This is a genomic window from Frankia alni ACN14a (assembly GCF_000058485.1).
Lineage (GTDB): Bacteria > Actinomycetota > Actinomycetes > Frankiales > Frankiaceae > Frankia > Frankia alni.
Map to the genome: position 1 here is coordinate 167,591 of NC_008278.1, position 20,732 is coordinate 188,322.

The following is a 20,732-nucleotide window of genomic DNA, read 5'->3' on the forward strand; positions in this document are numbered from 1 at the left end:
CCGATCTTTCCTGACGCGAAACGGAACGTATAAGAACCTGGGCGTATCGTAAACATAAAACACCCGAACGTGTGAAAACGCGGTTCGGTCACGGGTGTTCGACCGGTCACGCGCGTAAGGGCGGCTCCGCCGACGGCTGCCGCAGCGGCCGCGCCCGACCGTGGATAAACCGCCGCGGATATGCACCCTCGGCCCGGCGATGTCGTTCCGCCGAGCCGAGGGGCCGATTGTGCGGCCGATTACGGCCGGTCGTCCCTTGGTGTCGTCGCTGTTGTTGCCGTTGTTAGGCGGGGTCGTAGGCGAGGTTGGGGCGCAGCCAGCGCTCGACGTCGCCGACGCCGAGTCCGCGCCGGCGGGCGTAGTCCTCGACCTGGTCCCGGCCGATGCGCCCCACGGTGAAGTACTTCGACTCGGGATGGGCGAAGATGATCCCGCTGACGGCCGACGCCGGGGTCATCGCGAACGACTCGGTCAGGCCCAGGCCGGCCTGGCCGGCGTCGAGCAGGTCGAACAGCGCCTGCTTCTCGCTGTGGTCGGGGCTGGCCGGGTAGCCGAGCGCCGGGCGGATGCCACGGAAGCGCTCCGCGTGCAGGTCCGCGAGGCTCGGCTCGGCGTCCGGTTCGAACCACTCGCGGCGCGCGGCCAGGTGGATGTACTCGGCGAACGCCTCCGCGAGCCGGTCCGCGAGCGCCTTCACCATGATCGACCGGTAGTCGTCCTGGCGCGCCTCGAACTCGGCGGCGAGCGTGTCCGCGCCGTGGACGGCCACGGCGAAGCCGCCGAGGTGGTCACCGGCGGGCGCGACGTAGTCGGCGAGGCTGCGGTTGGGCCGGCCGGTGGGCTTCGTCGTCTGCTGGCGCAGCATCGGCAGCCGCAGCACCCCGTCGCGGGCGCCCGCCACCTCGCCGGCCTCGATCACCAGGTCGTCGCCGTCGGCGAAGGCGGGCCAGAAGCCGTAGACGCCCTTCGCCTGCAGGCTGCCATCCTTGATGATCTGGTCGAGCAGCACGTTCGCCTCGTCGAACAGCTCGCGGGCGACCGGCTCGTCGAGGATCGCGGGGAACTTGCCCTTCAGCTCCCAGGCGAGGAAGAAGAACTGCCAGTCGATCATCTCGCGCAGCGCGGTGAGGTCCGGCGTGACGATGCGGCGTCCGGTGAAGGCGGGGACGGGCAGCTCGTCGAAGGACACCTGCTCGCGGTTGGCCCGCGCCTGCTCCAGACCGAGCAGCGGCTGCGCCCGGCGGTTCTCGTGCTGCTCGCGCAGCCGCGCCTGCTCGGCCCGGTTGCGCACGTCGAGCTGCTCGGCCCGCTCGGCGTCGAGCAGGTCCGAGACCACCCCGACGACGCGGGAGGCGTCGAGCACGTGGACGGTGGTGGCCTCGTAGACCGGGGCGATGCGCACCGCGGTGTGCTGGCGGGAGGTGGTGGCGCCGCCGATGAGCAGCGGCAGCCTCAGCCCGCGGCGCTGCATCTCGGCGCCGACCGCGACCATCTCGTCCAGCGACGGCGTGATCAGGCCGGACAGGCCGACCGCGTCCGCCCCCTCGGCGACGGCGGTGTCGAGGATGACCTTGGCGGGGACCATCACGCCGAGGTCGATGACCTCGTAGTTGTTGCAGCCGAGCACGACGCCGACGATGTTCTTGCCGATGTCGTGGACGTCGCCCTTGACGGTGGCGAGCACAACCTTCCCGTTGCCGCGCCGGGCAGCCGGCCGGCCCGCGGCGCTGTCGTCGAGGGCGGCCTGCGCCTTCTCGGCCTCCATGAACGGCTCCAGGTAGGCCACCGACCGCTTCATCACCCGCGCGCTCTTCACGACCTGCGGCAGGAACATCTTCCCCGAACCGAACAGGTCGCCGACGATCTTCATGCCGTCCATCAGCGGGCCCTCGATCACGTCGAGGGGGCGCGCCGCGGCGGCCCGCGCCTCCTCCGTGTCGGCCTCGATGAAGTCGACGATGCCGTGCACGAGCGCGTGCGAGAGCCGCGCCGCGACCGGCGCCTCGCGCCAGGACAGGTCGACGACCCGCTGCGTGCCCTTGCCACTGACCGTCTCGGCGAAGGCGACGAGCCGGTCGGTGGCGTCCTCGCGCCGGTCGAACAGCACGTCCTCGACGAGTTCGAGCAGCTCGGCGGGGATGTCGGCGTAGACGGCGAGCTGGCCGGCGTTCACGATGCCCATGTCGAGCCCGGCGCGCACCGCGTGCAGCAGGAACGCCGAGTGCATCGCCTCGCGGACGACGTCGTTGCCGCGGAAGGAGAACGACAGGTTCGAGATCCCGCCGCTGATCCGCACCCCCGGGCAGCGCTGCTTGATCAGCGGAAGGGCGTCGATGAACGCCTTGGCGTAGCCGTTGTGCTCGGGAATGCCGGTGGCCACGGCGAGTACGTTCGGGTCGAAGATGATGTCCGTGGCCGGGAAACCAAGCTTGCCGGTGAGCAGGTCGTAGGCACGCCCGCAGATCGCCACCTTGCGCTCGGTGGTGTCCGCCTGGCCCTGCTCGTCGAAGGCCATGACGACGACGCCGGCGCCGAAGTCGCGGATGCGCCGGGCGTGGTCGAGGAAGACCTCCTCGCCCTCCTTGAGGCTGATCGAGTTGACCACGCCCTTGCCCTGCACGCAGCGCAGCCCGGCCTCCAGCACGCTCCACCGCGAACTGTCGATCATGATCGGCAGGCGGGCGGCCTCCGGCTCGGTGGCCAGCAGGTTCAGGAACGTCGTCATCGCCTGCTCGCTGTCGAGCAGGTCGGCGTCCATGTTGACGTCGAGCAGGTTCGCCCCGCCGCGGACCTGCTCCAGGGCGACGTCGACGGCGGCCTGGTAGTCGTCGGCCTCGACGAGGCGGCGGAACCGCGCCGAGCCGGTGACGTTGGTCCGTTCGCCGATCATGACGAAGCCGGTGTCCTCGCCGATCTCGAACGGTTCCAGGCCGCTGAACCTGGTCCGCGGCGTCGGCGTGGGCACCTGGCGGGGCGCGGTCCCGTCGACGGCGGCGGCGATCCGGGCGATGTGCGCCGGCGTCGTCCCGCAGCAGCCGCCGACGATGTTGACCATGCCGGCGGCGGCGAACTCGCCGATCAGCCGGCCGGCCTCCTCCGGCGTCTGGTCGTAGCCGCCGAAGGCGTTGGGCAGCCCGGCGTTCGGGTGGCAGGCGGTGTAGGTGCCGGCGATGCGGGCCAGCGCCTCGACGTGGGGGCGCATCTCCTCGGCGCCCAGCGAGCAGTTCACGCCGACGACCAGCGGGTTCGCGTGGGCGATGGAGTCCCAGAACGCCTCGACCGTCTGCCCCGACAGGGTCCGCCCGGACAGGTCGACGATCGTCACCGAGATCCACAGCGGCAGCTGCGGCGCGACCTCGCGGGCCGCGGCGATCGCGGCCTTCGCGTTCAGCGTGTCGAAGATCGTCTCGATGAGCAGCAGGTCCACCCCGCCGTCGGCGAGGGCCTGGATCTGCTCGGCGTAGGCGGCGCGGACCTGGTCGAAGGTCACCGCCCGGTACGCCGGGTCCTCCACCCGCGGGGACAGCGACAGGGTGACGTTGAGTGGGCCGATGGAGCCGGCGACGAACCGCCCGCCCGCCTCGTCCGCGGCCTGCCGGGCCAGCTGCGCCCCGCGCAGGTTCATCTCCCGCACCAGCGACTCCAGGCCGTAGTCGGCCTGGCCGATGCTCGTCGCGGTGAAGGTGTTCGTGGTGGTGATGTCCGCGCCCGCCGCCAGGTACTGCCGGTGCACGTCGAGGATGATGTCCGGCCGGGTCAGGTTCAGCAGGTCCGGGTCGCCGGTCACGTCCTTGGGATGGTCACGCAGCGAGTCGAGCTGGTAGTCCGCCGGGGTGAGGCCGGCATTCTGCAGCATCGTGCCCCAGGCGCCGTCCAGAACGACCACCCGCTGCGCGAGCAGCGCCCGCAGCGCGGACGCGCTGTCACGAGTACCGGGGCGACCCGCCACCTCACCGACGGAAGCGGTTCCAGCCATGAGACACCTCCCTGTTGTGGGAGGCGCCCTTGGTGACCGGTGCGGGCCGAGCGTGGCGGACCTGGGTCCGTTGCAGCGCCTCTCGACCTGACAACGACGATACCGTGCCGGCGTGATCGCGTGGCGACAGCTTCCTGCTGCGTGACGCCGAGGAGAGGGAGTGCGATGGGATCGGGCATCGTCGGACGGGCGGGCTACTCCGGGACGCCGCTGGCCCGCAAGCTGGGGGTGAAGCCGGGACACCGGCTTGTGATCCTCGCCGCGCCGCCCGGGTGGGCGGTGCCGGAGCTGCCCGAGGGCGTCGAGCCGGTGCACATCCCCGATCTGCGCACCGACGGCACCGACGGCACCGCCACCGGCGACGGCGGCGACGGCGGGGGCCTGGCGGCGATTGACGTGTGCGTCGCGTTCTGCCGGCGGGAGGTCGACGTCCACGCGGCCGTGGCGGCGGTCGCTGAGGCGATCCGGCCCGCGGGCGCCCTGTGGATCGCCTGGCCCCGGCGGGCCGCCGGTCATCGCAGCGACGTGAGCGAGAACCTCATCCGCGAGGTCGCCCTGCCGCGCGGCCTGGTCGACACCAAGGTCGCCGCGCTCGACGAGAACTGGTCCGGGCTCAAGGTCGTCTGGCGCCGGGAACACCGCTGACCGGCCATGCCGGCCGCCCCGACAGGTCAGGCCGCCCCGCGGATCAGGTTCCCCGTGGATCAGGTCGCCGTGGATCAGATCGCCGTGAAGGTCGGTCCGCGCTGCTGGTCAGGCCGCTCCGTCCGCGCTGACGCCCGCGAGATGGGTCGCGGTGTTGAACTCGGCGAGGGTGAGCTGATCGCCGTCGCGGGTGAAGCGGGTGATCCCGGCGTTGCGGATGCCGCCCTCGGCGGCGATCCGGCCCAGCTCGTCGTAGGACAGCCCCTCGACGAGCTGGCGCAGCATGACCACGACGGCGTCGTGCGCGACGATGAGGACCCGCCGGTCGGCGTGGTCGTGGTGCAGGTCGGTCAGCAGCGCGCCCAGCCGGCGGGCGATGTCGGGGAAGTTCTCCCCGCCCGGCGGCCGGTAGTCCCACTGCCCGGACGCGCGCCGACGCTCGGCCTCCGCGGGGAAGCGGGCGTCGATCGCGGCCCTCGTCATCAGCTCGAACCGGCCCATCAGCCGGTCCACCAGTCGGTCGTCGATCACCGGCTCGGGCAGCGCCAGGCCCCCGCGGGCCGCCGCCTCGGCGGCGATCTCATAGGTGCGGCGGGCGCGCAGGTAGGGCGAACAGACGACGACCTCGGGCGGCCGGATGATCGGCGGCTCGGCGGCCAGCGCCCGGCCGAGCGCGGCGGCCTGCGCGCGTCCCAGCGGCGTCAGCTCGACGTCGGCGTCCCGCCCCGACACGCCCGCGTCGAGCCGACCCGCCGCCCGCGCCGCCGGGAACGCGACGTTCGCGACGCTCTGCCCGTGCCGGACCGCCGTCAGTTCGGCGACCAGACCCCCCACGCTCACCCCCCGTTCAGGCGGCCGGCACGGCCGGGGTGGCCGCGGTGGCCGGCGGGCGGAAGGCGTCGAGGATGAGGCGGGTGAACCGCAGCCGGCTGTCGATGTCCTGCTGACCGGTCTCGACCAGGCGCTGGGCGCAGCCGCTCATCATCGTGCGCAGGTCGGCGGGGGTGACGTCGAGGCGCACCGCGCCGGCCCGCTGCGCGCGGACGACCACCCGGTCGACGAGGGTCGTGATGCGATCGATCTGGATCTCCGCGCTGGCCAGGGTCCGCAACCGCATCACGTCCTGGACCAGCCGGTTCGCGACGAGCCGGTCGAACCAGCTCGTGATCAGCATCTCGAAGCCGGTCGCCGGGTCGGGGTCGTGCAGCGCGGTCGTGGCGATCGTGTCGAACCACTGGAGCTGGCGTTCGACGACGGCGGTCAGCAGCTCGTCGCGGCTGGGAAAGTTGCGGTAGACGGTCGCCTTGCCGACGCCGGCGCGGGCGGCCACGTCCGGCACGGTCGCCGACAACCCGAGCTCCGAGAACACCTCGACCGCGGCCCGGACGACCCGCTCATGGTTACGCCGCGCGTCCGACCTGCGCATCTCGGACGTCGTCACGGGAACATTGGAGCACATCAGGCCGCTGCGGGCCCGGCCGCGGGAAGCGGTCGGGCCCGGACGGGTAGCCGTGAAGGGCTCGTGGTCGGCCGGCGATGGGAGGCGGTCAGCCGCCGGAGGCGGCGGGTGCGACGGCGTTGGCGCGGGCCGCGTCGACGGCTGTGGCGCCCTGGGCGGGGATCGTCGCGACCCGCGGGGTGGCGGCGACCTCGGTGGGCTGTGCCTCGTGCCGGCCGTGACGCAGGCCGGGCAGGGTGAGCGCGGCGAGGCCGGCGACGAGGGCGACGACCGCCGAGACCACGAACGCCGTCTGGTAGGCGTCGGAGGTCGGCAGCCCGGTGGCGTCCGCCTGGGAGACGAGGATGCTGGCGCAGATCTGTGAGCCCAGCGACGCGCCCACTGAGCGCAGCAGGGTGTTCACCCCGGTGGCCTCACCGGTCTTCGCGGCGGGGACGGCGTCGACGATGAGGTTCGGGATGGCCGCGAACACCATCCCGATCCCGCCGAACAGGACTATGCACTCCACGATCAGCGCGCCCTGCGAACCGGGGACGCCGGCGAGCAGGACCAGCCCGACCGTGGCGAGCAGGCTGCCGGTGAACAGCGCCGCGCGGCCGCCGAAGCGCCGGCTGATGACCGTGGCCAGCGGGCCGGTGACCAGCATCATCAGTGCGCCGGGCACCATCAGCAGGCCGGCGGTCGTGGCGCTCGCGCCGAAGCCGTAGCCGCTGGCCTTCGGGGTCTGGGCCAGCTGGGGGATGAGCAGGAAGGCGCCGAACATCCCGAACCCGACCAGCAGGGTCGAGACGTTGGTGGTGAGCACCGAGCGCCGGGCGAGGATGGCCACGTCGATGAGCGGCTCGGCCTGGCGCCGTTCGAAGGCGAGCAGCCCGGCGAGCACGACGATGCCACCGATGATCATGCCGAGGGTCGTCGGGCTCGTCCAACCCCAGCTCTTGCCCTGGCTGATGGCCAGCAGCGGCAGCGCGAGGCCGACGCTGAGCAGCAGCGTGCCGACGACGTCGATGCGGCCGGGGACACGGGTGGGCGACTCGGGGATCAGCAGCTGGGAACCGACGGCGGCCAGAGCGGCCATCGCCGCGCCGCTCCAGAAGATCCAGTGGTAGGTGGCGTGGTCGACGAACAGCCCGCCGAGCACCAGGCCGAGCCCGCCGCCGAGCCCGGTGACCGCGGAGATCAGCCCGATCGACACCGAACGCTTCTCCACCGGGAACTCGTCGCGGATGATGCCGAAGCACAACGGGAAGATGCCGCCGCCGGCGCCCTGCAGGATCCGCCCGACGATCACCAGCGGAAGCTGGGCCGCCAGCGCCGCGACGACCCCGCCGAGCGCGAAGATCGCCAGAGACATCACCAACATCCGCCGTTTGCCGAACATGTCGCCGAGCCGGCCGATGATCGGCGTGAGCACCGCCGCGGCCACCAGGTAGCCGCTCATCGTCCAGGTGACGTTGCTGACGGAGGAGTCGAGCTCGCGGGCCATGTCCGGGATCGCCGGGGCCACGGTCGTCTGCGCCAGGGCGAACGACATCGCGGCCAGCAGGAGGACGGTCAGGGTGCGCCCGGGCTTCGGGCGCGGTTCAACCACGCTCATGGTGCTCCTTGGGTGCTCCGCATGCGGGTCCGGTGCGTCGACGTCACCGGCGGAAGGGAGGCGGGAAACGGACTCGCCGAGTCCACATACTACGTGGACTCACCGGGTCCGTTTCGCGGTGCGACGCACCGAGCCCCATAACGTCGGTCACAAAGTCCCGCCACCATTGGGACCCGGACCCGGACCCGGATGTGGAGGTGGGTCGGGCTCGCGTCCGACGGCGCGCGTGGCGCGGTTCCGCGGAACACCAAGATCGTCATGGCTGGACCTGGACTGCTGGACCTGGACTGAGGGGGCGGTTGTGGCCCGGGACCCCAGCCGGCCGCCCGGTGCGGATCAGCCGAGAAGCCCGGGGCTCAGCGCGACCAGTCGCTGACGGCTTCCAGGTGGCGCCGCATCCGGTGCCGGGCGAGCCCGCGGTCGCCGGCGATGATGGCGTCGATGATCGCCCGGTGCGCGGTCCGGGCCTCGCGCACGGCCTGACCGCACCCGCCGGCCGCCGCCTCGCCGTCGCCGATCGCGGGGGCGGGGCGGGAACCGTCGACGTGCCGCCGCCAGATCGCCGTGAGCACCCGGACAAACGACGCCAGCGCCTCGTTGCCGGTCAGGCGGGCCAGCTCCATGTGCAGGTGGTGCCCGGCGTCGGCGGGGCCGCCGGGCACCTCGCAGGCGTCGGCGACGAGCAGCTCCTCGAGCCGGGCGGTGAGCTCGGGCCCGCGGCGTTCGATGAGGACGTCGACGCAGCTCAGCTCCAGCGCGTCGCGCACGATCCGCAGGTCGTCGACGCTGGCCTGGCTGTACTCCAGGTACAGCGCGGTCGCCTCGACGGTCGCCGCCGGGTCGGGCTCGGTGACGACCAGGCCGCCACCGGGACCGCGACGCATCTGCGCCACCGAGTGGTATTCGAGCAGCCGGACGGCCTCGCGCAGCACCGCCCGGCTTACCCCGTAACGGGCCAGCAGGTCGCTCTCCGAGCCGATGACCACCCCCACGGGAATGCCGTCGCGGGCCACGTCGTCGCGGATGCGCCCCGCGACCGTCTCGGCGAGCTTGCCCGCCGGCATCGTCCCGCCCGGACCCGGACCCGATCCCAGGCCCGGTTCGCCGGGTCGGATCCGCCGCCCCCCCGCCCGCACGCTCGCCCCGCCCTCACCAGCCGCCCCGCCCTCGCCGGTGGCAGTGCCTTCAGGCGCGCCTGTACCTCCTTGCGTCGCCACGCGTCCGTTTGCCGCCGTGTCTCGGTTCGTGGCCGTGTCTCGGTTCGTGGCCGTGCCCTCGGACCCGGCCCGGTCGGGACCGTCGGCGGCGATCGGGGTGGTCATCCACTCGTACATGGCCTCCAGGTGCACCGCCGCGAGGTGCTGGGCGCGGGCGGCATCGCCGCCGATCACGGCCTCGGCGATCGCGGCGTGGTTGCGGTGCACCTCCTCGGCGACCTGGGCGCGCCGCGCCGGTGAGGCGCTGCTGCGGGTCGTGGCGTACTGGTGGGCGGCGTAGCGGAAGGTCAGCGAGTTGAGCACGTCGACGAACAGCACCAGCACCGGGTTGCCGGTGGCCGCCGCGATCGCGTGGTGCAGCTGGTGGTGGGAGCCGAACTCGGTCGGGTCCGCCGTCTCCCGCCGGGCGATGATCTCCCGCAGGGTGCGGATGCCGTCCTCGGTGATCCGCGCCGGCGCGAGGGAGGCGGCCAGCGACTCGATGATGAACCGCGCCCGCAGGATCGACTCGATGGTGACACCGACGTACTCCAGGTAGACGCCGAGCGCGGTCGTCACCGCCACCTCGTCCGGCGCGCGGACGATGAGCCCGCCGGACGGCCCCCGGCGCATCGTCGCCACCTGGTGGTGCTCGACGATCCGCACGGCCTCCCGGAACACCGCCCGACTCACCTTGTAACGCTCGATCAGCGTCGGCTCGGAGCCGATGACCGTGCCGACCGGCCAGCCCGCGCGGACGATGTCGTCCTCGATCCGCCAGGCGACCTGCGCGGCGAGCTTGCCACGGGCGTCGCCTCGCGGGGGATGCCGGACACTGATGGCCGGGCCGCGCGCCGACTCCACGAGCCTGTCCGTGGAGGGCATCGCCGTCGGCCTCCTCCCGGGATGTGGCATGGCGCGACGGGATGGCGCGTTGCCGAACCGGGCCGGCCCCGGTCCGCAGGGCCGGCGAGCGGAACGGGCATCTCGCCCGGGCTGCCGTCGTACACGCTCGGATGTCCAAGGATATGCGTGCTGGGACACGCCCGGGAGTGCCCCGCGGAACGGGCCGGCCGCGTTGGGTAGCCCAAACGGGGGTGCCCACGCCCTCGCCTGCGGCCGAGGAACAGGGGATCCACCTGCGGCTGGAGAGAGGGACCCGGGGGTCGACGGCCGGCGGCGCTGGATGACCTGCCGCCCGCGAGGGACGGCACTCCATCGCCTCGCCGGGTGGCCTCCCCGGCGGGGTCATGGCCCGAACGGGCGCCCCGGCGAACCCGTCCGTGTGGTGCCGGCCGGCGCCAGGAGCCGATCGCCCGCGTCCGGCGGCCCTCCGCCGCGTCCGTCCGACCCGTCGTGTCCGGGTAGCGTCGGGCGAGTGCCTGGGTGCCGGGAGCGTTGGGCAAGAATCCACCGTCCCCACCGGTTCCGCTCCGCCCGCCGTCGTGTAGCATGACCTCCAGATCCTGACGGACTGCACCTCGCGGGCCGCCGGGACGACAAGTGAAGATCGCTGTAAGAGCATGGTCCCGTGGTGAAGTCTGGAGTTCACGCCGCCCTGTCAAGGCGGAGGTCGCGGGTTCGAATCCCGTCGGGACCGCGTTCGTATGGCCGGAAGCTCGTTTCGGCTCCTACGATCCCGCACAACCCGGGGCAGGTAGCTCAGTCGGTACGAGCGTCCGCCTGAAAAGCGGAAGGTCGGCGGTTCGACCCCGCCCCTGCCCACCCATTTGACCTGCGGAAATGTCGGATTTTTCGATCATCTTTTGATCGTTATATGGCAGCGGGTGTGGCAACGACGCCATGCGATCCCGGTGGCGGTTCACGTCGAACCCCGGCTGACCTGCAAAAACGGTGGAGCTGACCGCCCGCTTTCCGGGTGGAAGGTCATGAGGCTTCGGGTCCGTGCGGCCAGCCGCTGGGCGCCATCGTGCCGTTTGCACTGGTAGACGGCTACGAAAGCAGTTCGGGAGCCGAGGTCTCCGTGCGCCGACGCGGAGTGGACCTCGCGTGTATCTCTTTGGCGGGGGGCCGGGACTCGCGCTCACTTGGCGACCGCCGGCGCTCCTACCAGGTGATCGGCATCTCAGCCGGACCTAACGCCTGGATCGAGTGGTACTTGTACGTCAGCTCCGCCTCGGGCACCGCCAGCGCGAGCGCGGGAGCCCGCTCGAATAGTGTCGTGTAGACGATCTCCAGCCGTTCGAACACCGCTGATTACCACGAACCCGGCCGAACTCGCCGCAGAGCTCCGCGACGGCGGCGGCGGCTTCTTTGATCTCGCCGCGCTGACGAAACCGGACGGCCCGGACGACCCCGACGACCCGATCTACCTCGACTGATCGCCCGCCGTAGCCGCATGGAGAGCGTAGCTCGGCGAACTCCGGCAGCTCGCGGAGCTGGTCGAGCAGTTCCATGGTCGCGGTGACGTCGACGGTGTGGAACACCGGGACCTGCGGGACCTGCGGGACCTGCGCACTGGCCACCGTCGTCCGGGCGGTCGCGGCCCGCACGCCCCGGCCGGCGGTGGGTGAGAGGGACGTGGGCGGTGAGCTCGATCAAGGCGACGTGGATGGTAGATTCTAACGAGCGCACGATTCATCATAGCGAGCGGAGGGTGATGGAGATGCTCGCGGTCCAGGTGGAGGCGCCGGGTGGGATCACGTCCCTGGTCGTGCGGTCCGTCGAGGATCTGACGCCGCGGCCGGACGAGGTGAAGATCGAGTTGATCGCGTCGTCCATCAACCCCGCCGACGTCAAGATCCGCACCGGCGCTGTCGTGCCACTGCGGGGGGCCTATCCCTTCACCCTGGGATACGACCTCGCCGGGACGGTCGTCGAAACGGGTGCGGAGGTGACTGACCTGGCCCCAGGCACACAGGTACTCGCCATGTCGGCCGTGGCGCTCACGGGGGTAGGCACGTGGTCCGAGCGCGTCTGCCTGCCCCGGACGTCCGTGGCGCGCCTACCCGCGAACGTGGATCCGCTCCCGCTGGCCCGACTCCCCCTCGCCGGTCTCACCGCCTACCAGGCGGTCCAGCGAGCGAAGCCGGGGCCGGGGACGGCCGTCCTCGTCTGCGGGGCAGCCGGCTCCGTCGGTCGTCTCGCCGTCGAGCTGCTGCTCGACCGGGGTGCGCGGGTCCACGGGCTGGTGCGTCGCCCGGAACAGGTGGATCAGTTGCCGACCCATGAGCTGTTCACCCCACACGTCGGCCAGCCGCCGACCCGTTCGGTCGACGTGGTCATCGACGCAGCCGGAGCCGACTTCTCGCCGGCGCTCGTCGACGGCGGCCTCTACATCTGCCTTGTCCCCGACCGTGCGCCCGCGCGTGACGTGCTCGCGCGACGGTCGCAGCGCCGCACCGTCCTCGTCACCGAGGAGTCCGGCGCCGATCTTGAGGAGTTGGTCGAGCTCTTGGGCGCGGCCGTCCTCACCCTCGAGACGACGAGCATCTTCCCCATGAAGAACATTCACGCCGCGCACAGGGAGTTCGAGCAGGATGGTCAACGAAACGTCGTCCTCATCCGTGAGGACTGGTGACAGCATGCTTCTCGAGAATGCGTTCGAGCATATCGAGATTGAAATCAGTGGCGCCATTACCACCGTCTGGCTCGCGCGTCCACCGGTAAACTCGGTCTCGCAGGCCATGTATCGTGAAATCGAGGCGTTTTTCTCGTCTCACGACACCTACGTCCCCAGCACGAAGGCTATCGTGCTTGCTGGCCGGGGTCGCCACTTCTCCGCGGGTAATGATCTGCACGAGTTCGGGACGCTGACCCCGGAGAACTCCGACGAGAGGATGGCCGAGGTCCGCGCCGCGTTCTTTGCCATCCAGGACTGCCCGGTCGCCGTGGTCGGCGCGGTACAGGGCGCGGCGGTGGGCACCGGCCTCGCGATCGCCGCCTCGTGCGACTTCGTGGTCGCCGCAGACAACGCGCGGTTCGGTACTCCGGAGATCGGCGTCGGAATCATGGGTGGCGCCCGTCACCTCGCCCGCCTGGTGCCCGAGCCGATTCTGCGCTGGATGTATCTGACCGGGGAGCCGATCAATGTGCGCCGGCTCGAGGCGTTGGGTGCTGTCCTCGAGGTGACCTCGCCGGAAGTGGTGGTCGCTCGGGCTCGCGAGCACGCAGGCCGCATCGTCCGGCACAGCTCGGCCGCGATCCGGATGGCCAAGCGCAGCTTGAACGCCATCGAGCTCCTGGATCTTCAGCCCGGCTACACCTTTGAACAGGGCCTCACCCGGGAGCTTTCGGGTCATCCTGATTCGGTGGAGGCGCGCCGGGCCACGCTCGAACAACGGATCCCGAACTACTCTGCGTGATGCTGTTGCCCCGGTCGGCTGAGATCAGCGCGTACGCGGGGCGACCCACAGGCCTTCTGCCTCGGCGACCAGCCTGTCACCGTGGCACAGTTCGCCGCGGATGAAGCGCTTGCGGCCATCCACGGCCTCGATCCAGACCCGGCAGTGGAGCTCGACATCCAACGGAGCCAAGCTCCGGTAGTCGATTCGGAGGAAGGCGGTGCGGGCTACGCCGCCGGTCACGGATCCGTTGGCGACCATTCCGAGCGCGTCGTCGAAGAAGAGGCTGAGCGCACCGCCGTGAACGGATGCGGTGCCGCCGAACCGAGGGCTGAACTGAACGCGTCCGACCAGCTGCCCAGTATCCCCGGCGTCGATGGCGAATGCCGGGACGAGACCGCGCTCCGCGGGGTTGAAACGAGGGTTTCCGGGCGCATGCGCGGGTGCTTCCACGTCCTCAGGCAGAGTTGGCAGCGATCGCAGGGCATCCTCCACCTGCGTCAGGGCTCTCTCGCATTTTCTCAGCGTGTCGGCGTCGGGCTCGATCACCGCAAGTCGATCGAGTATGCGAACCGCGGCGTCGACGGCGTTTCGGTAGGCCCTGCGCTCGAGCGCGGTCGGGGCGCTTGCGACCATGGCATGAATCCTTTCCATCACAAAGAACGGTTGGTGGGCTGAACGACATGTGCTGATCTATTGACGCGACATCTGGACGTGGCCTACGGTACCTAACGAGCGCTCGATCGAATCTAGCCCGGAGGGATGTCCGATGAGCCATACCGGGGCACGACTCTTCGACGAGTTCACCTTGCGCGAGGTCACCCTGCGCAACCGCACGGTCCTCTCTCCGATGTGTCAGTACTCCGCCACCGACGGGCTCGCGAACGACTACCACCTGGTCCACCTGGGGCGGTTCGCGCTGGGTGGATTCGGTCTCGTCATGGCCGAGGCCACCGCGGTAACCGCTGATGGGCGGCTGACCTACGGTGACCTCGGGCTATGGAGCGACGACCAGATCGACCCGTTGCGCCGGATCGCCGACTGTGTGCGCGGGGCGGGCGCGCGCTTCGGGATCCAGCTCGCCCACGCCGGCCCGAAGGCGGCTACGCTCCCGCCGTGGGCGTCGGAGCCGGACCGGCCGGCGTCGGGCCGGTGGGAGATTCGGTCGGTTACGGACGCGCCGTACCTCGAGGGGTGGCAGCGCCCCGTGGCGCTGCGGTCCGAGGAGCTCGCGGCGCAGCTCGATCTCTGGCGCTCCGCCGCCGAGCGTGCGCACCGGGTCGGTGCGGACGCCATCGAGCTGCATATGGCCCACGGGTATCTCTTGCACTCCTTCCTCTCGCCACTGAGCAACACGCGTGAAGACAACTACGGCGGCTCCCTCGAGGGTCGGATGCGGTTCCCTCTTCAGGTCGTCGACGCCGTGCGGGCCGCCTGGCCGGACGGCAAGCCGTTGCTGGTCCGCGTCGCAGCCGTCGACAACGGCACCGACGGCATCGACATCGAGCAGACCGTCGAGTTCGCCCGGCGCCTGAGGGCACTCGGGGTTGACGCGGTCGACTGCTCCTCGGGAGGCTACGGAGGCAGTTACACCCACGGGATCCGACCCGGCTACCAGGTCGGTTGGGCCGGCGAGATACGGGCCCGCGCCGGCGTGCCGACGGTCGCGGTGGGTCTGGTGACCGAACCAGCGCAGGCGGACGCCATCGTGCGGGACGGGCACGCCGACCTCGTCGCACTCGGCCGTGAGGCGCTCGCGAATCCCAGCTGGCCGGTGCACGCGCGCGAACAGCTCGGCCAGTACGATTTCGCCGATCGCTTCGACCTCCTGCCGATCCAGAGCAGATCCTGGCTGGCCAAGCGGCAACGGCAGTTGGACCGTCTCGCGCGTGGTGAGCGGCCGGCGGGTGGGCGGTGATGAGTAGTCCGGAGGAGTTGGTCGACCGGCTGGAGGAGCTCTGGGTGCGGGCGAAGTGCGTCGAACTCGGCGCCCGTTACTGTCACGGCGTCGACCGGGCTGACCAGGAGACGTTCCTGTCGATTTGGCACAGCCGAGGCGAGTACGTCATCGGCCGGCGATCCGGGCGCTTCTCCGGTCACACCGAGCTCGCCACCGCTCTGGACTTCGTGCGCGCGGCGTACGCCTCGACGCACCACTGGACCACGAACCAGGTGGTGACCCGGTCGGGCCCCGACTCGGCGACCGGGGTCAGCGACTCCTTTGCGATCTGCGTCGACCATGACGGCCGGCCGAGCCTCGTGGCGGCCACGTACGATGACGAATACCGGCTCGTCGACGGTGAATGGAAGATTCTTCGTCGTATCGTGCGCAGGTGGCTGGTCACGGGTGGAATCGAGGTGGCCGTCCGGCACCCGGCATCGCAAGGGATGGGGAGGAAGGCAGACCCGTGAGAATCGCAGGGTCCAACCGTGACGAGACCTGGAAGCGGGTGCGTGCCGCTGGTGTGAGTCTGCTGTACCGCCACGGCTTTGAAGCTATGAACACGCGACAGCTCGCTGAGGCGGCCGGTCTCAAGCCGGGGTCGCTGTACTACTACTTCTCCAGCAAGGAAGATTTTCTGCACCGTCTCCTGGTCGACCTGCTCGATGAGATCCTCCTGGACCTCGAGCAGAACCTCGAAGGCCTGACGGAGCCCGTCTCTCGACTCGAGGCCTACGTTCGCACCCTCGTCCGGTGGCACGTCGTCCGACGTGAGGAGACATTCATCGCGAGCATCGAGGTCCGGTCGCTCACGCATGATCGACAGGAGTCTTACCTGCAACGGCGGGATCGGTTCGATCTGATCCTCGCCGAGATCCTTCAGGACGGCGCTGCTGCCGGGATCTTCGATCTCACCCACCCTCGGATCACGCGGAACGCCATCCTGTCCTCGCTGACCGCGATTTCCAGCTGGTATGACCCTGCCGGCCCCTTCGGGCTCGAAGTGCTGACCATGGACTTCCTTGAACTGACGCGCCGCATGGTCGGCCTGAAATGAGCTGGCTGACGCGCCGCCGACGGTGTGCGGCGTAGCCCCGGCGCGCATCTCGAGGTCGAAGCACCGGCGTTACCGACACATTCGTCGTCCTGACCACCCGGTAGTTGTCCGGGCTGGTCTCTGATCGCCGCGCCAGGGCGGTCGCGGAGACGCACCGGCCGCTTCCAACACCAGCCACCTGGTCAGCGCGATCACCTTCTGTACCTCAACAGCCGCGGGCGCCGCTCGGGCGCGGGCGGCTGGAGCGCGTCCCCGCGCTGGCCCCAGCGCCGGATCGGCCGCACCGGCGTCCGCCGTCCCCGTTGACCACGCGTGGCGAGTGACAGTACTGTAATGAATCAAGCGTACGCTCGAATAGTGAGACCGACCACAGGCGCCGCACGATCAAGGAGACGGCGATGAAGCGCAAGCAGCTCAAGGGAACCCGGCTGGCCGCGGGGATGCGTTTGTTCGATCCGGCCGAGGTCCAGCTTTTCCGGGCTGAGGGACAGTGGCGTCATCGGACCTTCCTGGACGACTTTCTCGATCACGCCGACAGCACTCCGGACAAGGCCGCCGTCGTCTCCTACGCCAAGGGCCGCCTGCTGCCGGAGACCGTGACCTATGGCCAGCTGCGTGCCTATGTCGACCGGTTCGCCGCGGCGTTACTTGACATCGGCACCGGCCCGGGGAAGGTGGTGTCGATCCAGGTCGCGAACGGCTGGGAAGGCCCGGCACTGGCGCTCGCCACCATGCGCGTCGGTGCGGTTCCCAACCCGATCCCGATCATCTATCGGGAGCACGAGGTGCGGCACATGCTCGAGGAGGCGGGGAGCGCGGTGTATGTCGCGCCCCAGCACTTCCGCGGATACGACTTCGCGGAGATGGGGGCTCGCCTCCACCGCGAGATCGCGTCGCTGGAGCACGTGTACTTCATCAACGCCGACGATGCCGTCAGCAGCGAACTGCACTTCGCGCGCCATTTTATTGAGCCTCGGCGGGAGTTAGATCCGGCGCTCGGCGCGACACTCGATTCGCTGCGTCCGGGAGCCGACGACCTCGCGATGCTGGTATTCACCTCCGGCACGACAGGCAAGCCCAAGGCGGCCCTGCACACCTTCAACACCGCATGGTCCGGCTATCGCAACGTCATTGTGAACGCCCTGGATCTGAAGTCCGACGATATTGCGTTCATGGCATCGACCCTGGGGCATCTGACCGGATTCATCCACGGCATGCTCGTCCCCCTCTCCCTGGGGCAGAAGGTCGTCTACCAGGACCAGTGGGACGTCGACCAGATGCTGGACCTGCTGGAGACCGAAGGGCTCACCTGGACGCTCTCGGCCACCACCTTCGCACTCGACATGGTCGACGCGCAGAAGCACCGCCCCCGGCCGCTCGCCAGCAAACTTCGGGCCTTCGCCTGCGGCGGTGCCTCGATCCCGCCCGGCGTCGCGGTCGACATGGACCAGATCTTCTCGACGAGCCTGGTCCCCCTGTGGGGGTGCTCCGAGACCGGGATCGCCAGCATCCACCACCTCGGTGCCGCGCTGGACGTGCTCGACGCGAGCGACGGCTACCCGGTGCCCTGGCAGGAGACCCGGGTGGTGGACGACGACCTGGCGCCGGTTCCCGCGGGGACGATCGGCAATCTGCAGGTACGCGGGCCCGGGGTGTTCGCCGGCTATTTCGGCCGGGAGGATCTCACCCTGGATGCGTTCACCGCGGATGGGTGGTACGACACCGGAGACCTCGGCAAGGTCCTTCCGGACGGCGCGATCCGGATCGCGGGGAGAAGCAAGGACATCATCATTCGAGGTGGCCAGAACATCTCCGCGGTCGAGATCGAGAGCGCGCTCTACAAGCACCCGGAGGTCCAGGAGGTCGCGGTCGTCGCCTACCCCGACGAGCGGCTCGGCGAGCGGGTCTGCGCCATGGTCGTTCCGCGCCCGTCCGGCTCCTCGCTCACACTGGAGAACGTCGCCCGCTTCCTCGACGCGGCCGGCATGGCGAAGCCGTTCTGGCCGCAGCGTCTGGTCCTGGTGGACCAGCTCCCTCGCACGCCCTCAGGAAAGGTCCAGAAGTTCGTGCTGCGCAGGGAACTCGCCGACGTACTGCGCGAGGAGCAGGCATGACCGCCCGCTCGCTGCCAGGCGCCCGCCGGTGGGCGGACGGATGAGTGCGAACCAGGGCCCGCCGGTCTACATCTCCGGATCGGCTCAGGAGATCGTCGGCCGCGGCCGGCCGGCCCCGGCGTACCTGAATCTGCTCGCCGCGGCCGCCGCCGATGCCGTCGCCGACGCGGGCCTCGACCGAGCGGCCATCGACGGCCTGGTGCTCTCCTCCTCGATCCCGCAGCCGTTCGAACGTAATCCCGCCGAGGTCGCCGAGTATCTGGGCCTCGGGGCCGCCTATACGGCGATGGCCCCCTACGGCGGTCGCCCGGCCACCGACGTCCTGCACCTCGCCCGCTCGGCCGTTCGCGCCGGACTCGCCACCAACGTGCTCGTGCTGTCGGCCGACACCTTCGCCACCACGCTCGGCCTCGAGGGGGCGATCGACCTCTATATGAAGAGTTTCGACGCCAGCTACGAGCGACCGTTCGGTCCGCTGATCCCGACGGCTTTCGCGCTCATGGCCGCCCGGCACGTCCACGACTACGGCACCAGCATGGAGCAGCTCGCCCGGGTCGCGGTCAGCATCCGCAAGCACGGCCTGCTCAACCCACACACCGAGGTGTCGGGCGAGCTGACCGTGCGATCCGTCGTCGACGATGTCCTGGTGTCGACGCCGCTGACGCGGTCGATGCTCGCCCTGATCTCCACCGGTGGGGCGCAGGGCTTCGTCGTGACCCGCGAGCGGGTCGACCGCCGCTCGGTGGCGCTGCTGGGGTACGGCGAGGCGAGTGCGTTCATGAGCCTGTCCCAGGCGCCGAGTCTGGTCCACTTCGCGCACATCCGCCGGGCCGCGGACCTCGCCCTGCGACAGGCGGACGCGGAGCTGACGGACGTCGACTTCGTGCAGTTCTACGATCCGGCCACGATCGTGCCCCTGATCCTGCTGGAGTCGATCGGATTCTGCGGTCCGGGCGAGGGCGGCGCCTTCGTCGAGGACGGTGCCATCGAGATCGGTGGCCGCCTGCCGATGAACACCCACGGCGGCACGCTGGCCTTCCGCCATCCCGGCATGGGCGCCGCCCTCGACTCGGTCGTCGAGGCGGTCACCCAGCTTCGCGGTGAGGCGGGGCCGAGGCAGGTGCGGGATGCCGGGCTCGGGCTCGTGCACGGACAGGGGAGCTGGCTGGCGAACAACGGTTTCCTGATCCTGGGGAGTTCGTGATGAACGACGGCGCCGACGCGGTGAGGGCTGACGGGGTGGGGGCTGACGGGGTGGGGGCCGACGCGGTGCGGAAGGTCGACCCGTCCAGCGACGTGGAGGCCACCTTCTGGGACGGCTGCTCGCGCGGGGAGTTCTGGCTCCAGCACTGCACGGCCTGCGACGCCTGGCAGTTCTACCCGCGTAGCCTCTGCTCGCACTGCTGGGCTCCCACCTCGGAGCTCGAGTGGCGTCGGCCGGCTGGCGGCGCGGTCCTCGAGTCCTTCAGCGTGGTGCACCGCGGCAGCGGCCCGTTCGCCGACTACGCACCGTACGTCGTGGCCCTGGTCCGCTTCGACGAGGGGCCGATCATGATGTCCAACGTCGTGGGTGACGTCGAGGGCCTGGCCATCGGGGACCGCCTGGAGCTGGACTTCGCCGAGCGGGCCGGCCGTGTCGTCCCGGTCTTCACCCGGGCGGGCAAGCTGTCATGAGTGAGAGCGTGCTCATCACCGGGGCCAGCGCTGGCCTGGGCGCCGGCATGGCGCGGATCTTCGCCGCGCGCGGTGCTGACCTCGCGATCACGGCTCGCCGCCTCGACCGGCTGAACGAGCTCCGTACCGCCGTCGTGACGGAGCACCCGGGCCGGACCGTCGTGACCTACGCCCTGGACGTCAACGACCACGACGCCGTCTTCGAGGCGTTCGAAGCCGCGGCGCAGCACCTCGGGCACCTGGACCGGATCGTCGTCAACGCCGGGCTGGGGAAGGGCTCGGCGGTCGGGGCGGGGCACTTGCGCGGCAACCGCGACACCGCTCTGACCAACTTCGTAGGCGGCATCGCCCAGTGCGAGGCCGCCATGCGCATCCTGTACCGGCAGGGCCGCGGCCAGCTCGTGGTGATCTCCTCGGTGGTGGCCGCCCGAGGCATGCCCGGACCGATGAACGTGTACGCCGCCTCGAAGGTGGCACTCACCCACCTCGCCGAGGGCATCCGCGGGGATGTCCGGGCCAAGGGGCTTCCCATCACGGTCTCGACGATCCGGCCGGGCTACATCGACTCGGAGATGCAGAGCAGGTCCGGGCGACGCCACCCGCTGCTGATGGACGCGGACGTCGGCTGCACGGCGATGGTCGACGCCATCCAGCGAGAGGTCCGTGACGCCTGCGTGCCGCGCTGGCCCTGGACGGCGTTCGCCGCCGGCCTGAAGGTCCTGCCCATGTCCGTCGTCCGTCGGATGGTCTGACCCGGCGCCCTCTCTG

General features: G+C 70.5%; 17 protein-coding genes, 2 tRNA genes and 1 riboswitch. Of the genes, 12 read left to right on the plus strand and 7 right to left on the minus strand.

All coding sequences use genetic code 11. The features are described from left to right. Positions 1–283: 283 nt before the first annotated feature. The gene (gene metH, locus FRAAL_RS00795) at positions 284–3,976 is read right to left on the minus strand and encodes a methionine synthase (RefSeq protein WP_041938631.1); all 3,693 of its coding nucleotides are present in this window, start codon (positions 3,974–3,976) and stop codon (positions 284–286) included. A gap of 14 nt (positions 3,977–3,990) precedes the next feature. Next, positions 3,991–4,066, minus strand: a riboswitch (S-adenosyl-L-homocysteine riboswitch). 75 nt (positions 4,067–4,141) lie between these two features. Between metH and FRAAL_RS00800 the strand changes: the two genes are divergently transcribed. Continuing rightward, positions 4,142–4,621 carry a DUF3052 family protein gene (locus FRAAL_RS00800; protein WP_011601434.1) on the plus strand — a complete coding sequence of 160 codons (480 nt, stop codon included), beginning with the start codon at positions 4,142–4,144 and terminating at the stop codon, positions 4,619–4,621. 108 nt (positions 4,622–4,729) lie between these two features. Here the strand turns inward: FRAAL_RS00800 and FRAAL_RS00805 are convergent, their stop codons facing one another. The 4 genes from FRAAL_RS00805 to FRAAL_RS00820 form a co-directional block, all read right to left on the minus strand. Beyond that, positions 4,730–5,461 carry a histidine phosphatase family protein gene (locus FRAAL_RS00805; RefSeq protein ID WP_011601435.1) on the minus strand — a complete coding sequence of 244 codons (732 nt, stop codon included), beginning with the start codon at positions 5,459–5,461 and terminating at the stop codon, positions 4,730–4,732. Positions 5,462–5,468: 7 nt separating this feature from the next. Then, on the minus strand, positions 5,469–6,062 hold the full coding sequence (locus FRAAL_RS00810; protein ID WP_231861445.1) for a TetR/AcrR family transcriptional regulator: 594 nt from the start codon (positions 6,060–6,062) through the stop codon (positions 5,469–5,471). Positions 6,063–6,168: 106 nt separating this feature from the next. Continuing rightward, positions 6,169–7,677, minus strand: coding sequence for an MFS transporter (locus FRAAL_RS00815; protein ID WP_011601437.1), 1,509 nt, complete (start codon positions 7,675–7,677; stop codon positions 6,169–6,171). 356 nt (positions 7,678–8,033) lie between these two features. After that, entirely contained in the window at positions 8,034–9,758 is a 1,725-nt protein-coding gene (locus FRAAL_RS00820) for a FadR/GntR family transcriptional regulator (protein WP_050996957.1), read from the minus strand. A gap of 640 nt (positions 9,759–10,398) precedes the next feature. On the opposite strand from FRAAL_RS00820, the gene FRAAL_RS00825 reads away from it, so the two are divergent. Then, a tRNA-Asp gene (locus FRAAL_RS00825) sits at positions 10,399–10,473 on the plus strand. Positions 10,474–10,524: 51 nt separating this feature from the next. Further along, positions 10,525–10,598, plus strand: a tRNA-Phe gene (locus FRAAL_RS00830). A 342-nt stretch (positions 10,599–10,940) separates the two neighbouring features. On the opposite strand, the gene FRAAL_RS32600 is transcribed toward FRAAL_RS00830, so the two are convergent. Next, the gene (locus FRAAL_RS32600; RefSeq protein ID WP_011601439.1) at positions 10,941–11,084 is read right to left on the minus strand and encodes a hypothetical protein; all 144 of its coding nucleotides are present in this window, start codon (positions 11,082–11,084) and stop codon (positions 10,941–10,943) included. 415 nt (positions 11,085–11,499) lie between these two features. On the opposite strand from FRAAL_RS32600, the gene FRAAL_RS00835 reads away from it, so the two are divergent. Beyond that, entirely contained in the window at positions 11,500–12,414 is a 915-nt protein-coding gene (locus FRAAL_RS00835) for an NADP-dependent oxidoreductase (RefSeq protein ID WP_162137446.1), read from the plus strand. 4 nt (positions 12,415–12,418) lie between these two features. Further along, complete coding sequence (locus FRAAL_RS00840; protein WP_041940029.1) at positions 12,419–13,198, plus strand: enoyl-CoA hydratase-related protein; 780 nt, start codon at positions 12,419–12,421, stop codon at positions 13,196–13,198. A gap of 24 nt (positions 13,199–13,222) precedes the next feature. Here FRAAL_RS00840 and FRAAL_RS30100 read toward each other — a convergent pair whose 3' ends face one another. After that, the gene (locus FRAAL_RS30100; protein WP_050996959.1) at positions 13,223–13,813 is read right to left on the minus strand and encodes a PaaI family thioesterase; all 591 of its coding nucleotides are present in this window, start codon (positions 13,811–13,813) and stop codon (positions 13,223–13,225) included. A gap of 133 nt (positions 13,814–13,946) precedes the next feature. On the opposite strand from FRAAL_RS30100, the gene FRAAL_RS00850 reads away from it, so the two are divergent. The 7 genes from FRAAL_RS00850 (at position 13,947) to FRAAL_RS00880 (ending at position 20,716) form a co-directional block, all read left to right on the plus strand. Beyond that, positions 13,947–15,095 (plus strand): NADH:flavin oxidoreductase/NADH oxidase, encoded by a 1,149-nt coding sequence (locus FRAAL_RS00850; protein WP_011601444.1) that lies wholly within the window; start codon positions 13,947–13,949, stop codon positions 15,093–15,095. Continuing rightward, positions 15,095–15,589: a nuclear transport factor 2 family protein gene (locus FRAAL_RS30105; RefSeq protein ID WP_157891942.1), complete on the plus strand. Its 495-nt coding sequence runs from the start codon at positions 15,095–15,097 to the stop codon at positions 15,587–15,589. The genes FRAAL_RS00850 and FRAAL_RS30105 overlap by 1 nt, the downstream gene beginning before the upstream one ends. Next, positions 15,586–16,176, plus strand: a complete 591-nt coding sequence (locus tag FRAAL_RS00860; protein WP_011601446.1) for a TetR/AcrR family transcriptional regulator — start codon at positions 15,586–15,588, stop codon at positions 16,174–16,176. The genes FRAAL_RS30105 and FRAAL_RS00860 overlap by 4 nt, the downstream gene beginning before the upstream one ends. Before the next feature lie 398 nt (positions 16,177–16,574). After that, entirely contained in the window at positions 16,575–18,290 is a 1,716-nt protein-coding gene (locus tag FRAAL_RS00865; RefSeq protein WP_011601448.1) for an AMP-binding protein, read from the plus strand. 40 nt (positions 18,291–18,330) lie between these two features. Then, positions 18,331–19,494 (plus strand): thiolase family protein, encoded by a 1,164-nt coding sequence (locus FRAAL_RS00870; protein ID WP_011601449.1) that lies wholly within the window; start codon positions 18,331–18,333, stop codon positions 19,492–19,494. Next, the gene (locus FRAAL_RS00875) at positions 19,494–19,964 is read left to right on the plus strand and encodes a Zn-ribbon domain-containing OB-fold protein (protein ID WP_197537235.1); all 471 of its coding nucleotides are present in this window, start codon (positions 19,494–19,496) and stop codon (positions 19,962–19,964) included. The genes FRAAL_RS00870 and FRAAL_RS00875 overlap by 1 nt, the downstream gene beginning before the upstream one ends. Beyond that, positions 19,961–20,716 (plus strand): SDR family oxidoreductase, encoded by a 756-nt coding sequence (locus FRAAL_RS00880; protein WP_011601451.1) that lies wholly within the window; start codon positions 19,961–19,963, stop codon positions 20,714–20,716. The genes FRAAL_RS00875 and FRAAL_RS00880 overlap by 4 nt, the downstream gene beginning before the upstream one ends. The last annotated feature ends 16 nt before the right edge of the window (positions 20,717–20,732 follow it).